The organism is Dokdonella sp. (genome assembly GCF_019634775.1).
Lineage (GTDB): Bacteria > Pseudomonadota > Gammaproteobacteria > Xanthomonadales > Rhodanobacteraceae > Dokdonella.
This window is the reverse complement of record NZ_JAHCAS010000001.1, coordinates 1605035-1628518: the sequence shown is the minus strand read 5'-3', so window position 1 is coordinate 1628518 and position 23484 is coordinate 1605035. Positions and strand designations below refer to the sequence as shown.

Sequence of the window (23484 nt, the reverse complement as noted above, 5' to 3'; positions counted from 1 at the left end):
GTGAACGTCCGGTCAGGGTATCGCACCCTGCGGAATCGGGAAGCGCACGAGCGCAGTCTGCGCATCGGCTGCGATGATCAGCAGCTCGAAGGTCTCGCCCGGTTGCGGATCGATGAGGTAGCCATCGAAACCCGGGCGCAGGCCGGTGATCCGTCGTGGAAGCGTTTCGTCAGGTTCGAAGAAGCTCGGCTTGGCCATGCCGCGCAAGCCGCCGCCGGCAGCGACAAGGGCGATCACCGCGTCCTGCGGCAACGGACCCGACCGCGGCAGGACGCCTTCGATGCGCACGACGCGGCGACCGTCGTCGTTGCGGAACTCCGACATCGCGTGCAGCCACAGCCCCGACTGCGGCGGCAGCAGCAACGCCGGCTCCCGCCACTGCGACGACCACAGTGCGTAACCGGGCTCGCCGAACATCGACAGCCGGCGCTCGCGCATCAGTTCGAGCGAGCGCAACACGTCGGCCTTGCGCGCGTCAGGGCCGTCGGGGAAACGTTCGGGGTCCCATATCCCCATCTGCGCCGCCACGGCCGAGGCGTTGTTGATGCGATTCACGGCGGCGGCCCAGCCGACCCACCAGAGATGGCTCGGATACAGCATCACGGCCAGCGCGACGGCGAACATGGCGGCGATCACATCGCGGCGCGGCGATGGTCGACGTGGCGCTGCCAGCGCATACAGCGCAAGTCCGAGCCAGAACAGGCAGCTCCACGGCAGGTAACGCTCGGCCAGCACGTCGCCGGGGCTGGTCTTGAAATGGGCCAGCCTGGCCAGGCAGATCGTCGCGCCGACGGCGAGGCCGAACGTGGCCAGGCCGAAGGCGACCAGGCGCCCGCGCCAAACCTCGTGCCGGCGCACATGCCACAGGCAGGCCAGCCACGCCGCCACAGCGGCGGCACCGATCACGATGCCCTCGATCCGAAACGCGTGCGTACCGAGCATGGAATGCACGAAGCCGGCACTGCCGCGCAGCGCAGCTTCGACGAGGTTCGCCGGTTCGGCCGGCGTCGGTACGAACGGGAACATCGCCGGATTGGCATAGCCGAGCCAGGCATGCATCCACGGGGCCGACAACCAGCGCAGGCCGACGACGACGTTGTCCAGCGGTGACAGCAACAGGGAGTTGCGCACCCCCGAGTCGCCCGGCATGCCGGCCAGGTAGAGCCCGATCGCGGCCAGGAACAGGGCCAATGGCGCGAGCCATGCCCGCCACGCCACGCGGCCGGCGGCAGCGGTGAAGAACAGAGCGACAAACGCCGCCATGCCGGAGCCGAAACTGAAAGCCGCGCCAGACGCGCACAGGCCAGCCACGAGCATCCAGCGCAGCGGCCGGCCGAGTGTCGCGGCATGCACGGCCCACAGGCTCAGCACGGTGAAGCTCGTTACCAGGTAGGCGTGGACGAGTTCGTTGCCATGGATGAGCATGCGCGCGTTGCCGAGCCAAAGCACCGCGAGGACGGCGAGCAGCCAGGCGGTCGAGCCACGCAGGGCGGTTCGACCATCACGCCGTCCGGCGAGGCCGATCAGGGCGACCGTTGCCAGCACCAGCGCAATGCCGACACCGAGTTGCAGCTGCTGGTTGGCGCCGAACCACTGGACTTCGAGCAGTCGCACCAGCGCAGGCAGGACGGGACGATGGCCGTTCTCGAGTTGGATCGCCGAATCCGGGAACGCCAGGCCGAGATAGAGCGGATACAGCCTGAACTGGTCGAAGGCCGGATAGCGCAGGCCGAACTCGACGATCACCAGCAGCGTCGCCAGAATCCAGGCTGCGGCGACGGCAGCCACGCCCCAGGCGAGCAAACGGGCGGCGAGCGACGAAGTCGGGCGAGCAAGGGTCGATGCGTCCTGCATGCCGATGATGGGTTCCTTGTGCATGTTCGCAGCCAGGGACCGCCCGGCCGGGCCACCGCAGCGCGGCCACAATCGTGTTCACGCGTGGCGGGCACGCAGGGTCGCGCATCATCGCCCGGATGCCTACTTTCCGCAAACCGGGGGCGAATTGAGCGACCGCGCACGCTTCGGCTATGCTGCCGCGCCGCATCCGCGGTTGCGACCGCAGCGCGTTTCCGTTGAGCAGCAAGACCGCCGATCCCTCCGCGAAATCGACCTGGCGTGCGCTGCTGTTCGCGTTTGCGATCGCCGCACTCAACTACGGTCTGTGGGCCTTCCTCAACCGGCCCGTGCAGATCGCCGACTGGACCGGCCGCGTCGAGGGCTTCGCGTTCAGCGCGTTCCAGCGCAACCAGGATCCGACCAAGGGCCTGTTCCCGAGCGAGAGCGAACTCGCCGCGGACATCCGCTTGATGGCCAGGCATGCCAAGCGCCTGCGCACCTACTCGTCGATCGAAAGTCCGCAGATCCCGCGCATCGCCGACTTCTACGGCATGGAGGTCATGTCCGGCGCCTGGCTCGACCGCCGCCTGCAGAAGAACGACGAGGAGATCGAGGGCCTGATCGCGCTGTCGCGAAAACACGCCAACATCACCCGCGCGATGGTCGGCAACGAGTCCATCCTGCGCGGCGACCTTTCGGTCGAACAGTTGATCGCCTACATCGACCGCGCGCGCGCGCAGCTCGACATCCCGGTGTCGACCGCCGAGCCATTCTTCGTGTGGGAGCGCAATCCCGAGCTCGCCCGCCACGTCGACTTCATCAGCGTGCACCTGCTGCCGTACTGGGAACACATCCCGCGCAAGGACGCGATCAACTTCACCCTCGGCCAATACAAGCGCTTGAAGGAACTGTTCCCCGACAAGCCGGTCGTGATCGGCGAAATCGGCTGGCCGTCGAACGGCGACCGCAAGACCTATGCGCAGCCGTCAGTCGAGAACGAGGCCCAGTTCCTGCGCGAATGGTTCAACGTCGCCGCGCGCGAGCGCATCGACTACTACGTGATGGAAGCGATCGACCAGCCGTGGAAGGAGTCGCACGGCGGCGGACGCGCCGAGGCCTACTGGGGCGTGTTCAACGCCGCACGCGAACCGAAGTTCTCCTTCACCGGCAAGGTCGTCGAGGATCCGACCTGGAAGATCAAGGCGATCGCCGCCTGCCTGCTCGCGCTGTTGCCGATGTTCTGGTTCGCGCGCCACTTCATCCGCTTCTACGCGACCGGCCTGGTGTTCTTCCTCGGCCTGATCCAGCTCTCGGCCTCGGTCATCGTGTGGTCGATCAGCCTGCCGCTGGCGTTCTATCTCAGCCCACTGGACTGGTCGATGCTGCTGCTGCTGTTTCCGGCACAGATCGCGATCATCCTCGTCCTGCTGATCAACGGCTTCGAATTCACCGAAGTGCTGTGGCGGCCGCGCTGGATCAGACACGCCGGGCTGCTCGAACCGTCGCCGCCCGAAGCGCAGCCGTTCGTGTCAATCCACCTGGCCTGCTGCAACGAGCCGCCGGAGATGGTGATCCTGACCCTCGACTCGCTGGCCGCGCTCGACTACGCGAACTTCGAGGTTCTCGTCATCGACAACAACACCAAGCGCGAGGATGTGTGGCGCCCGGTCGAGGAATACTGCGCGAAACTCGGACCGCGCTTCCGCTTCTTCCACCTCGATCCCTGGCCCGGCTTCAAGGCCGGAGCGCTCAATTTCGGCCTCGAACAGACCGACCCGCGCGCCGAAATCGTCGCCGTGATCGACGCCGACTACGTGGTACGCAAGGACTGGCTCGGCGCACTGACCGGGTATTTCGCCGACCCGAAGGTCGCGGTCGTGCAGTGTCCGCAGGCGCACCGTGACTTCGAGCACAACCGCTTCCGCCGCATGACCGCCTGGGAGTACGACGGCTTCTTCCGCATCGGCATGCACCATCGCAACGAACGCAACGCGATCATCCAGCACGGTACGATGACGATGGTGCGCAGGCACATGCTGGTCGACACCGGTGCGTGGTCGGAATGGACGATCTGCGAGGACGCCGAACTCGGCCTGCGCCTGATGCACCAGGGTTATGAACTCGTCTACGTCGACGAGCTGATGGGCAAGGGTCTCACCCCGGCCGACTTCACTGCCTACAAGTCACAGCGCTATCGCTGGGCCTTCGGCGCGATGCAGATCATGAAGGCGCGCTTCGGCTGGATGACGCGCAAGGACAGCCCGCTCAGCCGCGGCCAGAAGTTCCACTTCCTGACCGGCTGGTTCTCCTGGTTTGCGGACGCGCTGCACCTGGTGTTCACGATGATGGCCATCGCCTGGACGATCGGCATGGTCGGCTGGCCGACCCTGTTCACCCTGCCGATGGAGCTGTTCCTGATCCCGGTCATCGGATTCTTCGTCAGCAAGGCCGTGTTCGGCATCGTGCTGTACCGCAAGCGCGTGCCTTGCGGCTGGTACGACACGATCATGGCCTCGATCGCCAGCATGGGGCTGTCGCACGCCATCGCGCGCGGCATCTTCCTCGGCCTCTGGAAGAAGAAGGGCGAGTTCGTGCGCACGGCCAAGAGCCGGCGTCTGAGCGGCAAGCCGAGCGCGTTCTCGTCGGTGCGCGAGGAACTGCTGATGGCGGTCGCGCTGGCCGGCTGCATCATCGGCATGATCCACTCGACTGGCATCCAGTACACCGAAGGCAAGCTCTGGGTCGGCATCCTCGCCGCCCAGGCGATTCCCTACGTTTCGGCCCTGATCGGCGCCTGGGTGGCGCACCGATCGGGCGATTCGGTGGGGTGAGTACGCATGCGCGTGGTAACGATTCTGATTCGGCAGCACCCCTCGTCGCGTCATGCCGGCGAAGGCCGGCATCCAGCTCCTGGCTTTGGCTCTTCGCTTTCTCTTGGCGATATTTTCTCGGTGTTCCGCTCGCCTCGGCGGCAAGCGCGTTGCTTTCCTTTGCTTGTCCACTGCGCCGCAGGAGCGGCGCGAACGGCGAAGCCGGCCCCGAAAGGGCGGAGCGCAGGATGCGCGGAGTCAAGGAAAGCAAGCAAAGGAAAGGACACCCCGGCATCGGCGCTTCCGCAGGGGGCCCGGGGAGCAGGAGCCGAAGCAAGGCAAAGCGCGCGTTGCCGTTCTTTCGCAGGAGCGCACCCTGTGCGCGATGGACGGTCGTGATGGTTCGATCGCGCGCACGCTGCGCTCCTGCGGATTCGTGTGGCCGCGCACGCGGCTCTTGCCTCGACAAAAAACGTCACGACAACATCCCGGCAAGGTCGCTCCTGCTATAAACCCGCCTCCCCTGCCCGCGTTCGATGATGAAGTCGTCCCGTTTGCGCACGCCCCTCCGCCTGCTGCTCGCCGTGTCCGCTCTGCTCGTTGCGGCGACAGCCGAGGCTGCGCGCATCCGCGTCGAACTGGAGGGCATCGATGGCGAGTTGCGCACGGCCGTGCTGGCTGCTCTGGAGGTGCAGCAGTACGCCGAACGTGAGATCAGCCCGGCGCAGGCACGACGCCTCTACCGGCGCGCCGAGCGCCAGATCCAGGCCGCACTCGAACCTTACGGCTATTACAACGCCAAGGTCGAGGGCGAACTGCGCCAGGACGGCAACGACTTCGTCGCCGCACTGAAGCTGGCGATCGGCCCGCCGGTCACGATCGGCGAACTCGACATCCGCATCGTCGGCGCAGTCGAGGGCATCCGCGCAATCGACATGGCCCGCTCGACGTTCGTCCCCTACACGGGCGAACGCCTCGACCACGCCGCCTACGAACGCAGCAAGGCGGCGATCCACGCCGCGCTGTTCGGTGCCGGTTTCCTCGATGCAAGGCTCACCGGACATCGTGTCGAGGTCACGCGCGCCGAGAACAGCGCGACGATCAGGCTTGAATGGCAAGCCGGCGAGCGCTATCGCTTCGGCGACACGCATTTCGAGGGCGCGCAGTTCCCGGATCGTTTCCTCGAACGCTACATTCCCTGGGACGCCAGCGACTACTACTCGCAAGACGCCCTGCTCGCCCTGCAGCAGCGCCTGGTCGATGCCAACTATTTCTCGATCGCGCAGGTTTCGCCGGATACCGAAAAAGCCGCCGACGGCCACGTGCCGATCACGGTCATGCTGGCGCCGGCCAAGCGCACGGTCTACACCGGCGGCCTGTTCGTCGGCACCGACACCGGCCCCGGCGTGCGTGGCGGCGTTGAACGACGCTGGGTCAACAAGCGCGGACACAAGCTCAAGTTCGAGACGATCCTCGCCCAGCGCCTGCAGACCCTTTCCACGCTGTACCAGATCCCGCTGCCGGGACGGGACAACCACAGCCTCAACTTCGGCATCGCCTATCGTGACGAGAACACGGACACCAGCCAGTCGAAGACCCTGCGTCTGGCCGCGACCGATTCGCGCATCTGGCACGGCTGGACGCGCACGCTCGGGCTGCAGTTCCTGACCGGCGACTTCAAGGTCGCCGACCAGAAGGGCAATACCACCCTGCTTTATCCGGAAATGTCGCTGACGAAGAAGCGCGCTGACGATCCGAATTTCCCGCGCCGCGGCTGGTCGCTGACACTGGCCGCGCGCGCCGGCCAGGATGGCCTACTGTCGGACACGAGCTTTGCCCAGGTCACCGCTGATGCGAAATGGATCCGTGGTCTCGGCGACCATGGCAGATTCATCACGCGCGGCGCGCTTGGCTACACGAAGGTCGACACCTTCGCCAAGCTGCCGCCGGAACTGCGCTTCTTCGCCGGCGGCGACCGCTCGATCCGCGGCTACTCGTTCCAAACCATCGGTCCGCGCGAGCCGGTGCCGGGCCGCGACGATCCGCAGGTCATCGGCGGCGAGCAGCTCGCCGTCGCCAGTGCCGAATACGAGCACTACTTCAGCCCGAACTGGGGCGCGGCGGCCTTCGTCGATGCCGGCGACGCCTTCACCGGCAGCCACTTCGACCTCAAGCTCGGCGCCGGCCTGGGCCTGCGCTGGCGTTCGCCGGTCGGCCTGGTGCGCGTCGACCTCGGCACGCCGATCGGCGACAAATACGCCAGCGGCGTCGAACTCCACGTCATCATCGGACCGGACCTGTGAAGCGCTGGCTCAAACGGCTCGGCATCGTCCTGCTGGCATTCCTGCTGGTACTCGCCGGCGTGCTCGCTTGGGCGCTCAACAGCGAGGCCGGTGCGGGCTTCGTGCTGGCGCGCGCGCAGGGCGTGCTCGACGGCAAGCTCTCAGTCGAGCACCACCGCGGTTCGCTGGCCGGGCCGCTGGTACTGGAAGGCCTGCGCTGGAACGATCCGGCAAGCGGCGTCGATGCGCGCATCGGCCGCGTCTCGCTCGACCTTCGCATCGGTGCGCTGTTCGCCTGGCGCGTGCAGGTCGACGACCTCGCGATCGACGACGTCGACCTGGCCCTGACGACGATGCCGCCGAAGGACGAGCCTTCACCGCCATTCTCGCTCGATGCGCCGATCGACATCGTCGTCGACCGCCTCGCCCTGCAACGCGCGAACATCCGCCAGGACGGCGAACCCGTGTTCACCGCCGACCGCCTCGAACTCGCCGCCGCGTGGCTGCGCAACGGCATCGCCGTGAACCACCTGCGGCTGCGCGCGGCCGATGGCGAAGTCGACCTGAAAGGCACGCTGGCCACGCTTGGCGGCTGGTCGGGAGCAGGCGAGACGCGCTTCCGCTGGCGTATCGGCGAGACCGAATACACCGGCACGCTGGATGCCACGAGTGATGGCCGCCGCGCATCGATCAGGTTCATCCTCGCCGCGCCGTTCGCGGCCAACCTCGACGCCACGCTCGGCCAGGACGATGCCCTGCCCTGGACGCTCAAGCTCGACGCGCCGGCGTTTGACCCGAAGGTGCTTGCGAAGGACAGCGGCCTCACCCAGGTCGCCCTCGCCCTCGAAGGCAGCGGCGACCGCGCGCGCGGCACGCTCGGCGGCATGGTCACGCTCGATGCGCACAAGATCGCCATCGATCCACTGCGCTTTGCGCTCGCCGATGAGCTGCTGACGATCGAGGCGCTGACCCTGCGCTCGCCCGATGCGGGCGGTTCGCTCGATGCGCACGGCGAGGTGCATCTCGACGAGACACCGCCGCGCGCCATGCTCACGCTCGCCTGGCAAGGCGTCGAACTGCCGGCCGACCTCGTCGGCCAGGCATTGGCCACGCACGGTACGCTGGACGTCTCCGGCAGCGCCGCTCACTACGCCGCCGACGGCACCCTGACGATCGGCCCACCCGGTCAACCCGCAGACCTGCGCCTCAAGCTGAGCGGCACGCCTGAGCGGATCGCACTGGAAACGCTGGCCCTGGTGCAACCGAAGGGCGGCCTCGATGCAACTGGCACGGTCATGCTCGCACCGACCATCGGCTGGCAGATCGCGGCACAGGCCAAGGCCCTCGATCCGGGCGCGTTCGCCGCCGGCTGGCCCGGTGCACTCGACTTCGATGTCACCACGCGGGGCAGGCTCGTCGACCACGGCATCGAAGCGACGCTTGCCATCGAGCGCCTCGCCGGCACGCTGCGCGAACGGCGCGTATCGGGCAAGGCCGATCTCGCCATCAAGCCCGGCTACATCGTCGACGGCACGCTCGACCTCGCTGCGGGCGGCAGCACGCTGAACCTGCGAGGCCGCGACGGTGATGCCACCGACGTCGATGCACGCTTCGCCGTTGCCACGCTCGGCGACTGGCTGCCCGATGCCGGAGGTCGTGCCGACGGCAGGCTGCGCCTGCACGGACGCTGGCCAGCGCTCGATGTCGAGGCGAATGCGCAGGCGCGCGATCTCACCCATGGCGACCTGCGCGTGAGCTCGCTCGATCTCGTCGTCAACCTGAGTAACCTCGAAAAGCCCGCCGGCGCGCTCACGCTGAAGGCGAACGGCGTGAACCAGGGCACGGCCCGATTCGATTCCGTCGCCATCGAGGCGAATGGCAACGAGGGTGCGCACGAACTCGCTGTCGACGCCGTCGGCACGCCGGCCTCGCTGCGCCTGAGCCTCGCCGGCAGCGCACGCGATGGCCGCTGGAACGGCAGCCTGAAATCGCTCGAGCTCGATCCACGCCAGCGCACCCTGCCCGACTTCGCCCTCGACGCGCCGATGGCACTGACTTGGGATGGCACGCGTTTCGGCGCCGAGCAACGCTGCCTGGTCGGCACGCTCGCGCGCCGCGCGAACACCGCACCGACCAGGACCAGCGGCGCTGACGCTGACGCCGTCGCGCGCGAAGCAACGGTGGAACGCGAGCCGGCGCGCCTGTGCATCGGCGGCGAAGGTTTCGCCGATGGTCGCCTCGACGCGCGCTATTCGCTTGAACACCTGCCGCTGCGCCTGTTCATGCGCCTGGCCGCGCCCGATGCGCCGGTGCGCCTGCGCGGCATGCTCGGCGGCGCGGGCCACATCGTGCGCGATGCCAACGGCACCCTGACCGGCACGGCGACCCTCGCTTCGGCCGAAGGCAGCTTGCACCACGAAGGCAACAACGACGCCTTGCTCAGCTATACGGGCTTCGTCGCCGACGCGCGATTCGGCCCGCAATCGACCACGGCCACCCTGCATGCCACGTTCGACCACGACGGCCGTCTCGACGGCCGTGTCGCACTGTCCGGCGCAGCCGGCGCGCCGCAGGCGCTCGATGGCGAGATCGAACTCGTCCTCAAGCGCCTCGCCTTCATCGAACTGCTGACTTCCGAAGTGGCCAATCCGCAAGGTCGCCTCGTCGCCAGTTACCGCATCGGCGGCAACAGCGCCGAACCTGAGCTGCGCGGTGCGTTCACACTCGAGGACTTCGCCACCGAGGTGCCAGCGGCCGGGCTCAGGCTGCACGATGGCCACATCGACCTGCGCGCGGTCGACGCACAGCGGTTCGTCCTCGAAGGCGGTATCACCTCGGGCGAGGGTCGACTTTCATTCGACGGCGAGGGCGGCCTCGCCGCCGACGCGCCGATGAAGCTCAGGATCAAGGGCGAGAACATCCTCGCCGCCGACATCCCGGCCGCGCGCGTCCTCATCAATCCTGATCTCGCCATCGAACGTGGTGCCGGCGGCTTCGTCGTCGATGGCAAGGTCGGCGTGCCTTCGGCCAGGGTCGATCTGGCCAAACTTCCCGGTGGCGGCGCAGCGTCGACCTCGGCCGATGTCGTCATCGTCGACGCCCAGCGCGAGCAGGCCGGCAAGCGGCCGCCCATCACGGCCAGCGTCACCGTCGTGCTCGGCGATGACGTCAAACTGGCCGGCTTCGGTTTCGACGGCAAGCTCGACGGCCGGCTGGTCGTCAACGAGCGACCCGGCCGTGCCACGACCGGTACCGGCACACTCGACGTCAGCGGCACCTACAAGGCCTACGGCCAGAATCTCGGCATCGAAACCGGGCGCATCCTGTTCGCCGGCACGCCGATCGACAACCCCGGCCTCGACATCCGCGCTTCGCGCAGGATCGAAGCCGACCAGGTCAGCGCCGGCCTGCTCGTGCGCGGCACCGCGCGGCTGCCGGTCCTCACCGTGTACGCCGATCCCGCGATGGAACAGTCGGACGCGCTGGCCTATCTCGTCACCGGCAAGCCGCTGAGCGCGCTCAAGAGCGGCGAAGGCGACATGCTCGGTACCGCCGCGCGCGCACTCGGCACGGCCGGCGGCGACCTGCTCGCCAAGAGCATCGGCGGCCGGCTCGGCGTCGACGACATCGGCGTCTCCGACAACGCCGCACTCGGCGGTGCCGCGTTCACGGTCGGCAAATACCTCTCGCCGAAGCTGTACCTCAGCTACGGCGTCGGCATCTTCGAACCCGGCGAAGTCGTCACCCTGCGCTACCTGTTCCACCGACGCTGGAACTTCGAGGCACAGAACGCCACCACCGGCAGCCGCGCCGGCATCAACTACCGCTACGAGCGCTGACGCGACGTCACCGCAGCCGCGGGGATGCCCGCGTCGCCTCGCCCCCCCGCGCACGCGATCGCCGACGGCACGCGCGGCGGCACACGCTCGCTCCGTGGCAGAAATCCGATCGTTCCTCCGTATGCATGTTCGAGAGGGCATCAAAGCCCTCTCGCTGCGCCCGAACCGCGTCCTTCGCGACGCCGCGCAGTGACTCCTCCACTCATTCAGGAAGAATGAACATGGCCACACGAAAGACAACGCGAAAAACCTCGCGCGGCAGCGCCCGCAAGACGCTGCAGGCGGAAACACCGCGCGCATCGCTGGCATCCGGCATCGACGAACTCCTGCTCGCCGCGCTCGAGCGCGGCGGCGACGCCAACGAAACCGGCCGCTATCTCGTCACCTTCCGCGAGGGCGCCCTCGACGCCGGCATCAAGGCATTCGGCAGCCGCAGCCTGCGCGTCGCCGACGCCCGCGATTTCAAGGGGCAGTCGGTGTCCGCCGAGGACACGGGCGATGCCGACGCGCTCGTGTTCCCCGAAATCGGCGTCGCCCTCGTCGGCGGCGAGGCGCTCGAGACCAGCGGTCTCGCCACCCGCGCCGAGGCGGATTCGGACGCGGAGCCGATCGAGATCGTCGAGCCCGAATACTTCGTCTTCGCCGAAGGCAGCGAGTACCTGCGCGGCTTCCTCAGCGCCGCCGGCACGATCGCACGCGATCTCGGCGAGGGTTCCACGGAAGGCGTCGAATCCGACGAAGTCGACGCCGAGGTTCTCGGCGCCACCTGGGGGCTGCGCGCCTGCCGGGTGCCGCAGAGCGCCCGCAGCGGCCTCAACATCAAGGTGGCGGTGCTCGATACCGGCATGGATCGCGGTCATCCGCATTTCACCGGCCGCATCATCACCGGCGCCAGCTTCGTCGGACAACCGGTGCAGGATCTGCACGGCCATGGCACCCACTGCATCGGCACGGCGTGCGGCCCGAAGTCGCCGCCCGGCCTGGTTCCGCGCTACGGCATCGGCTATCGCACGCGCATTTTCGTCGGCAAGGTGCTCAGCAACTCGGGCAGCGGCAGCGGCGCCAGCGTGCTCGCCGGCATGAACTGGGCGATCGCCAACCGCTGCGAAGTAATTTCGATGTCGCTCGGCAGCCAGTCGCCGGTGCAGGCCGCGTACACCAACGCGGGTGCCGCCGCACTCGCCCGCGGCTGCCTCGTCGTCGCCGCTGCCGGCAATGCCGCGTCGAACACCGGCGCACCGGCGAATTCGCCGACGATCATGTCGGTCGCGTCGCTCGACTCGAATCTCGCGCCGTCGAGCTACTCCAACCGCGGCAAGATCGAGATCGCCGCGCCCGGCCGCGACGTGTTCTCGTCATGGCCGCGACCGACGCTGACGCGGACGATCAGCGGCACGAGCATGGCCGCTCCGCACGTGGCCGGATGCGCGGCGCTGTGGGCACAGACCAGCGGGGCATTGCGCGGCATGGCCTTGTGGCGCAAGCTGCAGGCGACCGCACGGCGGCTGCCGTACCCGGCCTCGCGTGTCGGCGCCGGTCTCGTGCAGGCACCGTGACGCCACCGGCATGGGCCGGCCGATGCCGGCCCATGCCGCAGCCCTGGATCGGACCATGAGCAAGCGCCAACGCTGGATCGTCACGACCGACCCGCAGCACGCGGCCGGCGACATCGCGCGCGAACTCGAGCAGAAGGGGTTCTCGGTCGACGCGGTGCTCGCCGAAATCGGCAGCATCACCGGTACGGCCACACCCGCCGTCGCGCGCTCGATCACCGGCATCGACGGCGTCGTCGACGTCGCCCGCGACGCCGGCATCGACATCGGCCCGCCCGGCGCGGACGAGACCTGGTAGGCAAGGCCGCGCGAATACCCGTCGGACCGCCGATTCGGGGCGTGCAGCGGCCTCGCGTATCATGCCGCCCATGACCAACCCCCGATCCGAACAGCTCGCGCGCAAGCTCGCGCTCGAGCCGCATGTCGAAGGCGGACGCTACCGCCGCATCTACGAGTCGACCACACAGACCGCCTTCGGCGAGGAAGCTCGTCCGCGCGCGGTAGCGACCTCGATCTACTATCTGCTCACGGCAGGCGAGATCAGCCGCTGGCACGCGGTCGACGCCGACGAACTGTGGCACTGGTACGAAGGCGAGGCGCTCGAATTGCTGCGCTTCGACCCGCGCGACGGCGCGCTGACGCGCCACCGCCTCGGGCCGGTCGACGCCGACACCGCGCCGGTGTTCGTCGTCCCGGCCGGCTGCTGGCAATCGGCACGCCCGCTCGGCGAATACGCCCTGGTCGGCTGCACCGTCGCCCCCGGCTACGAATGGCGCGGCTTCCGCACGCTCGACAGCGCGCCGGAGGTTGAACGCCGGTTGCGCGAGCTCGATGCGATCACGTCGGGCCAGGGGGTGGCCTGAGTCATCCATTCGCGGAGCGCCCGATGCCGACCGCCGGCACCATTCCGCTTCCTTCGGATCACGCAATGCACCGTCACAAGCGCCCGGCCGCGGCGGCGCCGAACAGATCGCGCAGCGGGGTGATGCGATTGACCATGGCCAGTGCACTGCCGCGCAGCAAGGCCAGCGCCATCGAATCGGACGAGTACACGCGCTCGATGAGGTCGAAGCCGCGTGCGGCGACGGTGTTTTCGCTGCGCCGCTCGCGTTCGTAGCGGCGCAGCACGTGGGCCGCGCCGATGTCGCCGCCGCGCGTGCGCGCCTCGATGAATTGCCGGCGCAGGTTGGCGACATCGCGCAGGCCGAGGTTCATGCCCTGTCCGGCCAGCGGATGCACGCCGTGAGCGGCATCACCGATCAGCAGGCAACGGCCGGCGACATAGCGCTCGGCCAGGCGCAGGCGCAACGGAAACGCGGCGCGTGGCGTGGTCACGGTGATCGTGCCGAGGCGGAAATCAAGTGCGCAACCGAGTTCGCCGCGGAAGGACTCGTCATCGAGCGCGAGCACGCGTGCGGCCTCGGCCTCGGGCAGCGACCACACGATCGAACAACGCCCGTCGGCAAGCGGCAGGAAGGCCAGCGGACCGCCCGGCTGGAAGCGTTGCCAGGCCGTCGCTTCATGCGCGCGCTCGGTTGCGACATGGGCAACCACCGCACGCTGGCCGTAATCGCGACCGTGTGTGCCGATACGCAAGCGTTCGCGCAGCGGAGAGGCGACGCCGTCAGCGCCGATCAGGACGCGCGCATGCAGGCGTTCGCCGCTGGCCAAGGTGGCGACGATGCCGTCGTCGTCATCCTCGATGCCTGCCAGCGTGTCGGGACAGCGCAGGCGCACCGGATTCGCGCCGCACTCAAGCGCCAGCCACAGTGCATGCTGCAAAAGACGGTTTTCGACGATCCAGCCGAGCGCGGACTCGCCGCGTTCGATCGCGTCGAAGACGAGTTCGCCGGGCGCCAGCGCGTCCCACACGCACATGCGCCGGTACGGACCGACGCGCGCGGCGAGGATGCCTTGCCACACACCGAGCGCATCGAGCAGGGCCGCGCCATCAGGCGCGAGCGCGACCACGCGCAGATCGACCGGATCGTCGACCTGCCATGGTTTCGGCGCCTGCGCCTCGACCAGGGCGACGTCGAAACCTTCGCGCGCGAGCGCGAGCGCGGTCGCCGAGCCGACGATGCCGGCACCGACCACGATCGCATCAAGCTCGGCACGACGATTCATCGCTCGAGCGCCCGTGCCGACACATCACCGCGAAAACCCATGCCGCGCAGGGCGACACGCCGGCGCAAGCCATCGCTGGCCGCGAGCGCGGCGAAGCCGAGTGACCGCAATGCGCGCAACGGCGCGCTGTCGTTGCCCATCAGGCGCACAAGGTCGTCACTGAAAGCGGTCGTCGCCTCGCGGTCGGGGCGACGGCGTTCAACATAGGCTGCCAGCAGGTCCGCCGCACCGGGATCGTCTGCCGCCTCGACTAGCTCGGCCAAGGTCAGCGCATCACGCAGGCCGAGATTGAAACCCTGCGCACCGAGCGGATGCACGGTCTGCGCGGCATTGCCGACCAGCACGGCACGGCCGGCGACCAGGGCACGCGCCAGCGTGCGCTTCAACGGATACGGCCGGCGCGCACCGGGTCGGCTGAAACGGCCCGCGCGCCAGCCGAACCGTTCGTGCACGAAGGCAACGAAGGCGGCATCGTCGAGCGCGGCTACGCGGGCGGCATCGGTGCTCGCCACGCTCAGCACGAGACCGGCGCGCCGACCGCCGAGCGGCAGCAATGCGACCGGGCCGGTGTCGGTGAAACGCTCGTAGGCCTGGCCATCGAGCGGGCGCTCGCAGGTCAGGGTCGTCACGAAGGCGCTCTGCGCGTAATCGGTTTCATCGACCTCCACTCCAACCGCATCGCGCACGAAGGATTGCGTGCCGTCGGCACCGACCACCAGGCGTGTCGACAGCCGGCGTTCGCCCTCCGGCGTGCGCAGACACGCGTCGGCATCATCGGCGTGCACGTCGAGGCCGACCAGTTCGGCCGGCGCGATGCGCACCAGCCGCGTACAGGCTCCCAGCCGCGCGAGCAGGGCACGGCCGAGTTCGCGCGCCGGCAGTACCGCCCCGAATTCGGCCAGTCCGAGTTGCACGCAATCCAGGTGCACGCTGCCAAAATCGCCGCGCCGGCTGACATGGATGCGCCGGATCGGCGTGGCTGCCGCCGAGGCATGCGGCCACACACCGAGCGAGGCCAGGCCATCGATCGTCACCCGTGCCAGGGCGAGGTTGCGCTCGTCGTAGCTTGGTTGCGTTTCGACCCGTGGCAAGGCGGCCTCGACGAGGGCGACCCGATGACCGCTGCGGTCGAGCGCGATCGCCAGGCTGGCCCCGACCAACCCACCGCCGACGATGACGATGTCGAATCGTTCCTTCATGCGCCGGATGATAGCCGAGCCCGCGTCCCTGCCTGACTGCCTACGAATGTCGCATGCCGCTCCCGCCCGTCGCTGGCACAATGCAGGGCTCATGTCCCTGTGCGGGCCTGCCGCCGGATTCGCCATGCGCCGAACGTTCCTGCTTGCCGCTTCGCTTGTGCTGCCGCTGGTCGCCACCGCTCAGCCGGCGCCGATCTCGCCGATGGAGGCGCATTTTGCGCGCGATCCGGCACAGCCGGTCGATGCGTGGTATGGCGCGCAGATCGCCAAATACACGACCGAACCCGCGTTCAACACCATCCTGACCGACTACCTGCCGGCTTCGGAAACCGTGCCGACGCCGGCCAAGGTACTCGGCGACGTCTCGGGTGCGCCGAACCACCTGCCGCGGCTCGCCGACGTGCACGGCTACTTCCGCATGCTCGAGGCGGCCAGCCCGCGCGTGAAGGTGTTTTCGATCGGGCGCTCCGAGGAGGGGCGAGAAATGATCGCTGTGGCGATCGCCGACGCGAAGCTGATCGCCGACCTCGACGCGAACCGCGCGCGCCTCGCCGACCTCGGCGACCCGCGCCGCATTGGTTTCGATGACACGCGCGCCGCGGAGCTGGTGGCGGCCACAACTCCCGTGTACTGGCTGAGTGGTGCCCTGCACTCGACCGAAACCGGTACGCCGACTTCGCTGATGGAGCTGGCCTATCGCCTCACCGTCGACGAGGCGCCATACATCCGCACGATCCGCGCCAATGTCATCACCCTGATCACGCCGGTCGTCGAGGCGGACGGCTGGGAGCGCATGGTCGACCTCTATCGTTGGCATCGCGCGCATCCGGATGCGCAGTATCCGCGCCTGCTGTACTGGGGCCACTACGTCGCCCACGACAACAACCGCGACGCCATGATCGCCTCGCTCGCCCTGACCCGGAACATGATCGACGCCTGGGCCGACTGGCATCCGCAGGTGTTGCACGACCTGCACGAGTCGGTGCCGTTTCTCTACGACAACACGGTCGGCGACGGCCCGTACAACGCCTGGATCGATCCTCTGCTGGTCAACGAATGGCACCAGCTCGGCTGGAGCAATGTCGAGACGCTGACCCGCCTCGGCCTGCCCGGCGTGTACACGCACGGCAATTTCGACACCTGGAGCCCGGGTTATCTCATGTTCGTCGCGGCGATGCGCAACGGCATCAGCCGCCTTTACGAGACCTTCGGCAACGGCGGCGCCGACACCGTCGAGCGCCAGCTCGATCCCGACGAGTACGAACGCACCTGGTACAAGCCGAACCCACCCCGCGCGAAGGTGCTGTGGTCGCAGCGCAACAACAACAATTATTCGCAGAGCGGCGTGCTCAGTGCGCTCGACTACTTCGCCGCGAATGGCAAGACCTTCCTGCGCAATCACTGGCTGAAGGCAAAGCGCGCGATCGCCAAGCCGCATGAGAGCGGCCCGGCCGCCTACGTGTTCAGTGCCGACGATCCGCGCAGTCCCGCGCAGGCGAAGCTGCTCGAGGTCATGCGTCGCCAGCATGTCGAGATCCATCGCCTCGACGAGGCGCTGACGATCACGCGGCCGTCGCCGCGGCGCAAGCCCGGCGAAACCAATGACAAGGACACAGCAAAAGAACCCGAAACGCGCAGCTTCCCTGCCGGCAGTTTCGTCGTGCGCCTCGACCAGCCGTGGTCGCGCGTCGCCGATGTACTGCTCGACCGCCAGTACTGGTCGCCGGACGATCCGCAGAAGCGTCCGTACGACGACACCGGCTGGACCCTCGGCGAACAGTTCGGCGTCGATGTAGAGCGCGTCACAGACACCGGCATCCTCAAGGCGCGCATGCGGCGCGTCGACGGCGCCCTTCCCGCGCGCGCGATCGCCGGCAGCGGCGCGCTGCGCATCGTCGCCAACAGCGCCACCGCCGAACTGGCCAGCCTGCGCTTCGCCGCGAAAGGCGCATCGATCGAGGTCGCCACGCAGGCGTTCCAGCATGGCGGACGCGACTACGCCGCCGGATCGCTGATCGTGCGCAAGGCCGATGCCGGCTTCGATGACATCGCACGCCGCCTCCACCTCGACGTGACCGCCACCGACAGCGCGCCGTCGGTGCCCACGCGCGCACTGCGCACGCCGCGCGTCGCCGTGCTGCACAGCTGGCTTTCGACCCAGACCGAAGGTTGGTGGCGCCTCGCCCTCGACGAACTCGGCATCCGCTACGACTACATCAGCACGCAGGATGTCGCCACCGATGCAAGGCTGCGCTCACGCTACGACGTGATCCTGTTCGGCCCGGTCGATGCCGGCCCGGTGCGCCAGATCGTCGACGGCCTGCCGATGTGGGGCAATGCGATGCCGTGGAAGAAGACCGCGCTCACGCCCAACCTCGGCCGCATCGACGAAACGGACGACGTGCGCCCTGGTCTCGGCGCACGCGGTGTCGACAACCTCAAGCGCTTCGTCGCCGACGGCGGCCTGCTGGTCACCGCCGGCGACACTGCCGAACTCGCGATCGAGATCGGCTTGGCACCCGGCGTCGGCATCGCCAAACGCGACGGCCTGCGCCTCAACGGCACCCTCGTGCGCGCGCAGGCGACCGAATCGGCGAGTCCGGTGACCTGGGGTTACGCCAAGCCATTCACCGTCTACACCGCGGAAGGCCTGTCGTTCACCCTGAGCCAGCAGGCCGGCGGGCGTCCGCCGCACAGTGCCGACGACCACAGGCGCCCGACCGGCCGTGGTGGCCCCGACGACATCGACCTGCCGCAGACCGCCGGCTTCGGCACGCCACCGGAGCTTCCGCATGCGGAACGCTGGCAGGCCCTGCCGCTCAGCGACGAACACCGCCGCAACAATCCGCGCGTGATCCCCGAAGCCCTGCGCCCGCGGGCCCTGCTGCGCTTCGCCGATGCCAACGAACTGTTCGTCTCGGGCCTGCTCGACGGCGGCGGTCAACTTGCGCAACGCGCCGCCCTCGTCGAAGCCCGCCACGGCAAGGGCCGCGTGCTGCTGTTCGCGATCAACCCGCTGTACCGCGCTGCCACGCTCGGCAGCTACCCGCTCGTGACCAATGCGATCCTTCACTTCGATTCCTTGTAGGAGCCCCTTCAGGGGCGATGCTTTCCTTCGTTCGTTCCATCGCAACACCGATCGCCCGTGAACGGGCTCCTACGAAACCGCGTCGCCCCGCTCGCAACATCGGCCCTACCAGACCTGCACGAACTTTTTCTGATGGACCTGATCCTCACCTGCCACGGCACCACCGATGCCGATGCCGCGCTCTGCGTGGGGCATGGCGATCCACCGCTGTCGGCACGCGGCTTCACCGACGTGCAAGGCCTCGCCGCGGGCTGGACCGGGGCGGCGCCGCGCTTCCTGTTCAGCAGCGACCTGCGCCGCGCGCAGCAATCGGCACAGGTGTTCGCCGCGCGCTTTGCAATCGAGCCCTTGGTCGACGAGCGCCTGCGCGAGTTCGATTTCGGCCGATGGGAGGGCAGGCGCTGGGACCAGATCGCGCGCGAGGATGCGCTGGCATACCGGCACTGGCTGGACAACTGGGTGATCCAGCCGGCTCCGGACGGCGAGAGCTTCGCCGACGTCCTGCGCCGGACCGCAGTCTGGCTGTCGGCCCTGCTCGGCACCACGCAGGGCAACGACCGCGTGCTCGCCGTAGCTCACCCCGGCTCGATCCGCGCCCTGCTCTGCCATGCGCTCGGCCTGCCGCCGGCACGCGCGACCGCGCTCGCGGTCGAACCGGCGAAGGTCACGCGGGTGTGCTGGCGCAACGGCCAGTTCGACGTCGCCTGCGTCAACAGCGCCGTGTTCCCGGCGGACTGAACGAGGCGCATGGGCTAAGATGCGCGTCTGGTCCACCCGGTAGCCCGACATGAGCCTCAGCACGCCGCAGCGCATCGCGATCTTCACCGTTCTTGCCATCGCCATGGTGGCGACGCGCTTCCACCATTTCGCCGCCGTGCCCGATGCCTCGTGGGCGGTGTTCTTCGTCGCCGGCTTCTATCTGCGCGGTTCGGTGCGCTGGGCGTTCCCGCTGCTGATGGCGCTGGCGGTGGCCGTCGACATCCTCGTCGTCACCGGCCAGGGACTCGACTTCTGGACGCATTATTGCGTGTCGCCGGCCTACTGGATGCTGCTGCCGGCCTATGCCGTGCTGTGGTTCGGCGGTTCATGGCTGCGCAGCCGCTACGACGGCATCACCCTCGCCACGCTCGGCCGCTTCGTTTCCTCGCTGCTCGTGGCGGCGACGCTCTGTTATCTGGTCAGCAACGGCAGCTTCTACTGGCTGAGCCCAATGGTGACCGAGCGCAGCTTCGGCGGCTGGTTCAAGAACCTCGGTGACTGGTACCTCACCTTCGTCGGCACCACGGCGACCTATGCCGGTATCGCCGCAGCGTTCCACACGATCGCCGCGCTGGCCCTGCCCGGCGCGGTGCGCGCGACACGCTGAGCCTGGCGTGGGCAACCGCCTCTCGAAGATCTATACACGCACCGGCGACGACGGTTCGACCGGCCTCGGCGATGGCAGCCGCGTCGGCAAGGACAACCCGCGCGTCGGTGCCTACGGCGCGGTCGACGAACTCAACAGCGCGCTCGGCGTCGTCCTCGCCTGCGAGGTGCCCGAGGCCGTGCGCGACGTGCTGACGCGCGTGCAGCACGAGTTGTTCAATCTCGGCGGTGAACTGTGCATTCCTGGCATGGCGCTTGTGCACGCCGCCGAGATCGAGCGCCTCGAACGCGAGCTCGATGGCTTCAACGAGGATCTGCCGCCACTCAAGGATTTCATCCTGCCGGGCGGCGGCATGGCCGCGGCGCAATGCCACTTGGCCCGCACGATCTGCCGGCGCGCCGAGCGCGAAGTGGTCGCACTATCGCGCACGGAGAGCGTGCGCGCCGAGGCGATGCGTTATCTCAATCGATTGTCCGACCTGCTGTTCGTCATCGCCCGCGTGCTTGCCCGCGCCTCGGCGCACGGCGAGGTGCTGTGGCAACACGAGCGAGTGCGCCGCTGAACGGCCAATGGGCGTCGCCCTGTACACGCATCGGGCCTGCCTCGACCACGTCCCCGGTCCCGGCCATCCCGAATCGCCCGCGCGCCTGACCGCCGTCCTGCAGGCGCTCGATGACGATCGTTTCGCCACGCTCGAACGCATCGAAGCGCCGCGCGCGACACGCGCGCAACTGCTGCGCGCACACCACGCCGGACACCTCGCCGGCGTACTCGATGCGCCCGACGTCGACGGTCGCCGTCTCGATGCCGACACAGTGATGTCGACCGGCTCCAAGGAAGCAGCGCTGCGCGCGGCCGGTGCGGTCTGTGCGGCAGTCGACCGTGTCATGCAAGGCGACACCCGCCGCGCGTTCTGCGCGGTGCGCCCGCCGGGCCATCATGCCACCGCACAGGCGGTGATGGGGTTCTGCCTGTTCAACAATATCGCCGTCGGCGCCATGCATGCGCTGGCCGAACACGGCCTTGCGCGCATCGCCATCGTCGACTTCGACGTCCACCACGGCAATGGCACGCAGGACATCTTCTGGTCCGAGGCACGCGTGCTGTTTGCCTCGACGCACCAGTCGCCGCTGTATCCAGGCAGCGGCAGCGCACGCGAACGCGGCGTCGGCAACATCATCAACGCACCGCTGCCGCCGGGCACCGGTTCGGCTGGATTCCGCGCGGCGATGACTGACCTCGTGCTGCCGGCGGTCGATGCCTTCGCCCCTCAGCTCGTGCTCGTCTCGGCCGGTTTCGATGCGCACCGGCTCGACCCACTCGCCAACCTCGACCTTGACAGCGACGACTACGCCTGGATCACGCGCCGCCTGGTCGAACTGGCCGAACGCCATGCACAGGGCCGAATCGTGTCCACACTCGAGGGCGGCTACAGCCTGACCGCCTTGCGCGAGACTGTGGCGGTGCATGTCACGGAGTTGCTCCACGGCTGTGATCCGGACTGAACGCTTCGCGTTCACCCATCCGCCGCCACACCCTCGACGATCCACGCGCCCGCATCCACACTGTGCGCATGAATCGTCTCCCTTTCGCCACGCTCCTGTCCGCCCTGTTCGCACTGGCCGGGTGTTCGCCGCCGACACGCTGGGACGAGGTCGCGCGCGCGACCTCGCCGGATGGCCGCCTCGACGCGGTACTGGCCGAGTCAAACGGCGGTGCGACGACCACCTTCGTCTACCACGTCCACGTCGTCGCCGCCGGCGCGGCCGTGCATGGCGATCCGGTTGCCGAACTGGTCGGCGCGACGCGCAACCGGCAGGCCTATGGCGCCAGCCTGGCATGGACGTCTCCCCGCCGGCTCGAGATCCGCTACCTCGACGCCTACACGACGCGCCGGGACGCCGCTGGCGTGACCGCCGTCGGTGCCGGCTTCGACCTCGCATTCGCACCCGGCCGCACCGATCCTGGCGCACCACCCGGCGGCATGCGCCACAACATCGAACGCGCGAAGGCCGACGCCCGCTGAATCACGGCAGCCCGGGGTTTTCCCCAGTTCCTGCCGCTGGCCTCGCGATCCAGCATGGCCGCCTGTCCGCCTGTGTGACACTGCCATGACCGACACCCTCGATACCGTCCGCGACAGGCTCGCCGAATCGCTCACCGACTGGGATGTCACCGAGGACGATCTCAAGGACATCCATTCCACGCTCGCCAGCGTTTCACCGAGCGAAATCAACGATGTCGTCGCGCAGCTGGGCGACGAGGAACTGCAACACTGGGCAGACGAGGCCAACAGCTGGGTCAACGGCCTCAGCGCCGGTGACCGCGATGCCCTGCTCAACACGCTTGCCGGCGCGCTCGACGGCACACAGCTGGCCCGCGTCGCCGATGCCTTCGGCGTCGAGCCAACCACCGCCGCGGTGATCCGCGCGGGCGATGCGACGCAGAAGGTCGAATACCTCGATGCGCTCGGCAGCCAAATCCAGGGTGGCCCGCAGGCGTTCACGGCGAACTTCGGCAGCATGACCACCCACTACGGCAACGCCGAGGCACACGCCGCCGCCGACGTGCTGGCCAGCTTGGCCGATTCGCCGAATGCATTCGCCGACGCGGTGCGCAGGCTCGATCAGGCCGGCAAGCTCGATGGCGTGCTTGAGGCGGCGTCCGGCCATGCCAGCACGACGATTTCGACCGGCGCAATGCTGCCACCGGTCACCTTGCATGATTTCCAGCCGGCGACGCTCGATCGCATCATCGGCGCCGCCCAGGGTGGCGATCTCGCCCTGCGCACGACGGTGTTCGAATCGGCAGCCGAGGCGCTCGGCGCCATGCAGTCGGCGATCAGCTCCACGCCCGGCGGCGATCCGCGCCTGGACGCCACGGCAGACAACACGGCCAAGGCCCTTTCCGGTCTGCTCGGCCGCGACGAGGCAATTGCCGCCGGCATCGGCATCGTGCCCGAGCATCCACCGACGGCATCGCCGACCGCCAACATCGAACTTGCCTCGCAACACCGGGACTTTCCGCTGAACCTGCCGTGGTTCAAGGACCAGGTCGACAGCCATGCGCCCTGGGACTACAAGCAGCAAGGCGCGCAATACGAGAACTTCGGCAACTTCAACTACGGCATGACCGCCGCTGCGGCCGGCATTCCCGAGGACGTCGCCCTGCGTGCCGCGGGCTGGAAGCAGCAGCAGAGCGGTACCTCGCGCCCGGAATGGGGCGGCCCGCTCGATTTCGGCGGCAGCTACGGCGACGACCCACGCGACCAGCAGCAGATCCGCGACGGATATGCCTACCACCGCTCGGGCCTGTGGCGGGTCTGGGGTGATTGACCGCACCACCTGATGCCGATCGCGCGGCAAACCCTGCATACCGGGTTTG

Annotated in this window: 16 protein-coding genes; 13 read left to right on the top strand and 3 right to left on the bottom strand. The window is 68.4% G+C overall.

Going from position 1 to position 23484, the window contains the following annotated elements; all coding sequences use genetic code 11:
• Positions 1-12 precede the first annotated feature (12 nt).
• The gene (locus KF907_RS06895) at positions 13-1878 is read right to left on the bottom strand and encodes a hypothetical protein (protein ID WP_291219266.1); all 1866 of its coding nucleotides are present in this window, start codon (positions 1876-1878) and stop codon (positions 13-15) included.
• Between the two features lie 194 nt (positions 1879-2072).
• On the opposite strand from KF907_RS06895, the gene KF907_RS06890 reads away from it, so the two are divergent.
• From KF907_RS06890 to KF907_RS06865, 6 genes are all read left to right on the top strand, one after another.
• Positions 2073-4667, top strand: a complete 2595-nt coding sequence (locus KF907_RS06890) for a glycosyltransferase (RefSeq protein WP_291219265.1) — start codon at positions 2073-2075, stop codon at positions 4665-4667.
• Between the two features lie 533 nt (positions 4668-5200).
• The gene (locus KF907_RS06885; protein WP_291219264.1) at positions 5201-6949 is read left to right on the top strand and encodes an autotransporter assembly complex protein TamA; all 1749 of its coding nucleotides are present in this window, start codon (positions 5201-5203) and stop codon (positions 6947-6949) included.
• The gene (locus tag KF907_RS06880; protein ID WP_291219262.1) at positions 6946-10767 is read left to right on the top strand and encodes a translocation/assembly module TamB domain-containing protein; all 3822 of its coding nucleotides are present in this window, start codon (positions 6946-6948) and stop codon (positions 10765-10767) included. Before KF907_RS06885 ends, KF907_RS06880 begins: the two co-directional genes overlap by 4 nt.
• 221 nt (positions 10768-10988) lie before the next feature.
• On the top strand, positions 10989-12323 hold the full coding sequence (locus KF907_RS06875) for a S8 family serine peptidase (protein WP_291219260.1): 1335 nt from the start codon (positions 10989-10991) through the stop codon (positions 12321-12323).
• A gap of 55 nt (positions 12324-12378) precedes the next feature.
• The gene (locus tag KF907_RS06870) at positions 12379-12618 is read left to right on the top strand and encodes a hypothetical protein (protein WP_291219258.1); all 240 of its coding nucleotides are present in this window, start codon (positions 12379-12381) and stop codon (positions 12616-12618) included.
• Positions 12619-12688: 70 nt separating this feature from the next.
• Positions 12689-13183: a cupin domain-containing protein gene (locus KF907_RS06865; protein WP_291219257.1), complete on the top strand. Its 495-nt coding sequence runs from the start codon at positions 12689-12691 to the stop codon at positions 13181-13183.
• Positions 13184-13256: 73 nt separating this feature from the next.
• On the opposite strand, the gene KF907_RS06860 is transcribed toward KF907_RS06865, so the two are convergent.
• Together KF907_RS06860 and ubiH are read right to left on the bottom strand one after the other, a co-directional pair.
• On the bottom strand, positions 13257-14447 hold the full coding sequence (locus KF907_RS06860) for a UbiH/UbiF/VisC/COQ6 family ubiquinone biosynthesis hydroxylase (RefSeq protein ID WP_291219255.1): 1191 nt from the start codon (positions 14445-14447) through the stop codon (positions 13257-13259).
• Positions 14444-15646, bottom strand: a complete 1203-nt coding sequence (gene ubiH / locus KF907_RS06855) for a 2-octaprenyl-6-methoxyphenyl hydroxylase (protein ID WP_291219253.1) — start codon at positions 15644-15646, stop codon at positions 14444-14446. Before ubiH ends, KF907_RS06860 begins: the two co-directional genes overlap by 4 nt.
• Before the next feature lie 124 nt (positions 15647-15770).
• On the opposite strand from ubiH, the gene KF907_RS06850 reads away from it, so the two are divergent.
• From KF907_RS06850 to KF907_RS06820, 7 genes are all read left to right on the top strand, one after another.
• Positions 15771-18734, top strand: coding sequence for a M14 family zinc carboxypeptidase (locus tag KF907_RS06850; protein WP_291219251.1), 2964 nt, complete (start codon positions 15771-15773; stop codon positions 18732-18734).
• A gap of 132 nt (positions 18735-18866) precedes the next feature.
• Positions 18867-19472: a histidine phosphatase family protein gene (locus KF907_RS06845; RefSeq protein ID WP_291219250.1), complete on the top strand. Its 606-nt coding sequence runs from the start codon at positions 18867-18869 to the stop codon at positions 19470-19472.
• 49 nt (positions 19473-19521) lie between these two features.
• Complete coding sequence (locus KF907_RS06840) at positions 19522-20100, top strand: hypothetical protein (RefSeq protein ID WP_291219249.1); 579 nt, start codon at positions 19522-19524, stop codon at positions 20098-20100.
• Between the two features lie 7 nt (positions 20101-20107).
• Complete coding sequence (locus KF907_RS06835; protein ID WP_291219248.1) at positions 20108-20662, top strand: cob(I)yrinic acid a,c-diamide adenosyltransferase; 555 nt, start codon at positions 20108-20110, stop codon at positions 20660-20662.
• Positions 20663-20669: 7 nt separating this feature from the next.
• Positions 20670-21605 (top strand): histone deacetylase family protein, encoded by a 936-nt coding sequence (locus KF907_RS06830; RefSeq protein ID WP_291219246.1) that lies wholly within the window; start codon positions 20670-20672, stop codon positions 21603-21605.
• Positions 21606-21673: 68 nt separating this feature from the next.
• Positions 21674-22126, top strand: coding sequence for a hypothetical protein (locus KF907_RS06825; RefSeq protein WP_291219245.1), 453 nt, complete (start codon positions 21674-21676; stop codon positions 22124-22126).
• Positions 22127-22211: 85 nt separating this feature from the next.
• A complete protein-coding gene (locus KF907_RS06820; protein ID WP_291219243.1) occupies positions 22212-23435 on the top strand; it encodes a polymorphic toxin type 44 domain-containing protein in 1224 nt (407 codons plus the stop codon).
• Positions 23436-23484 lie beyond the last annotated feature (49 nt).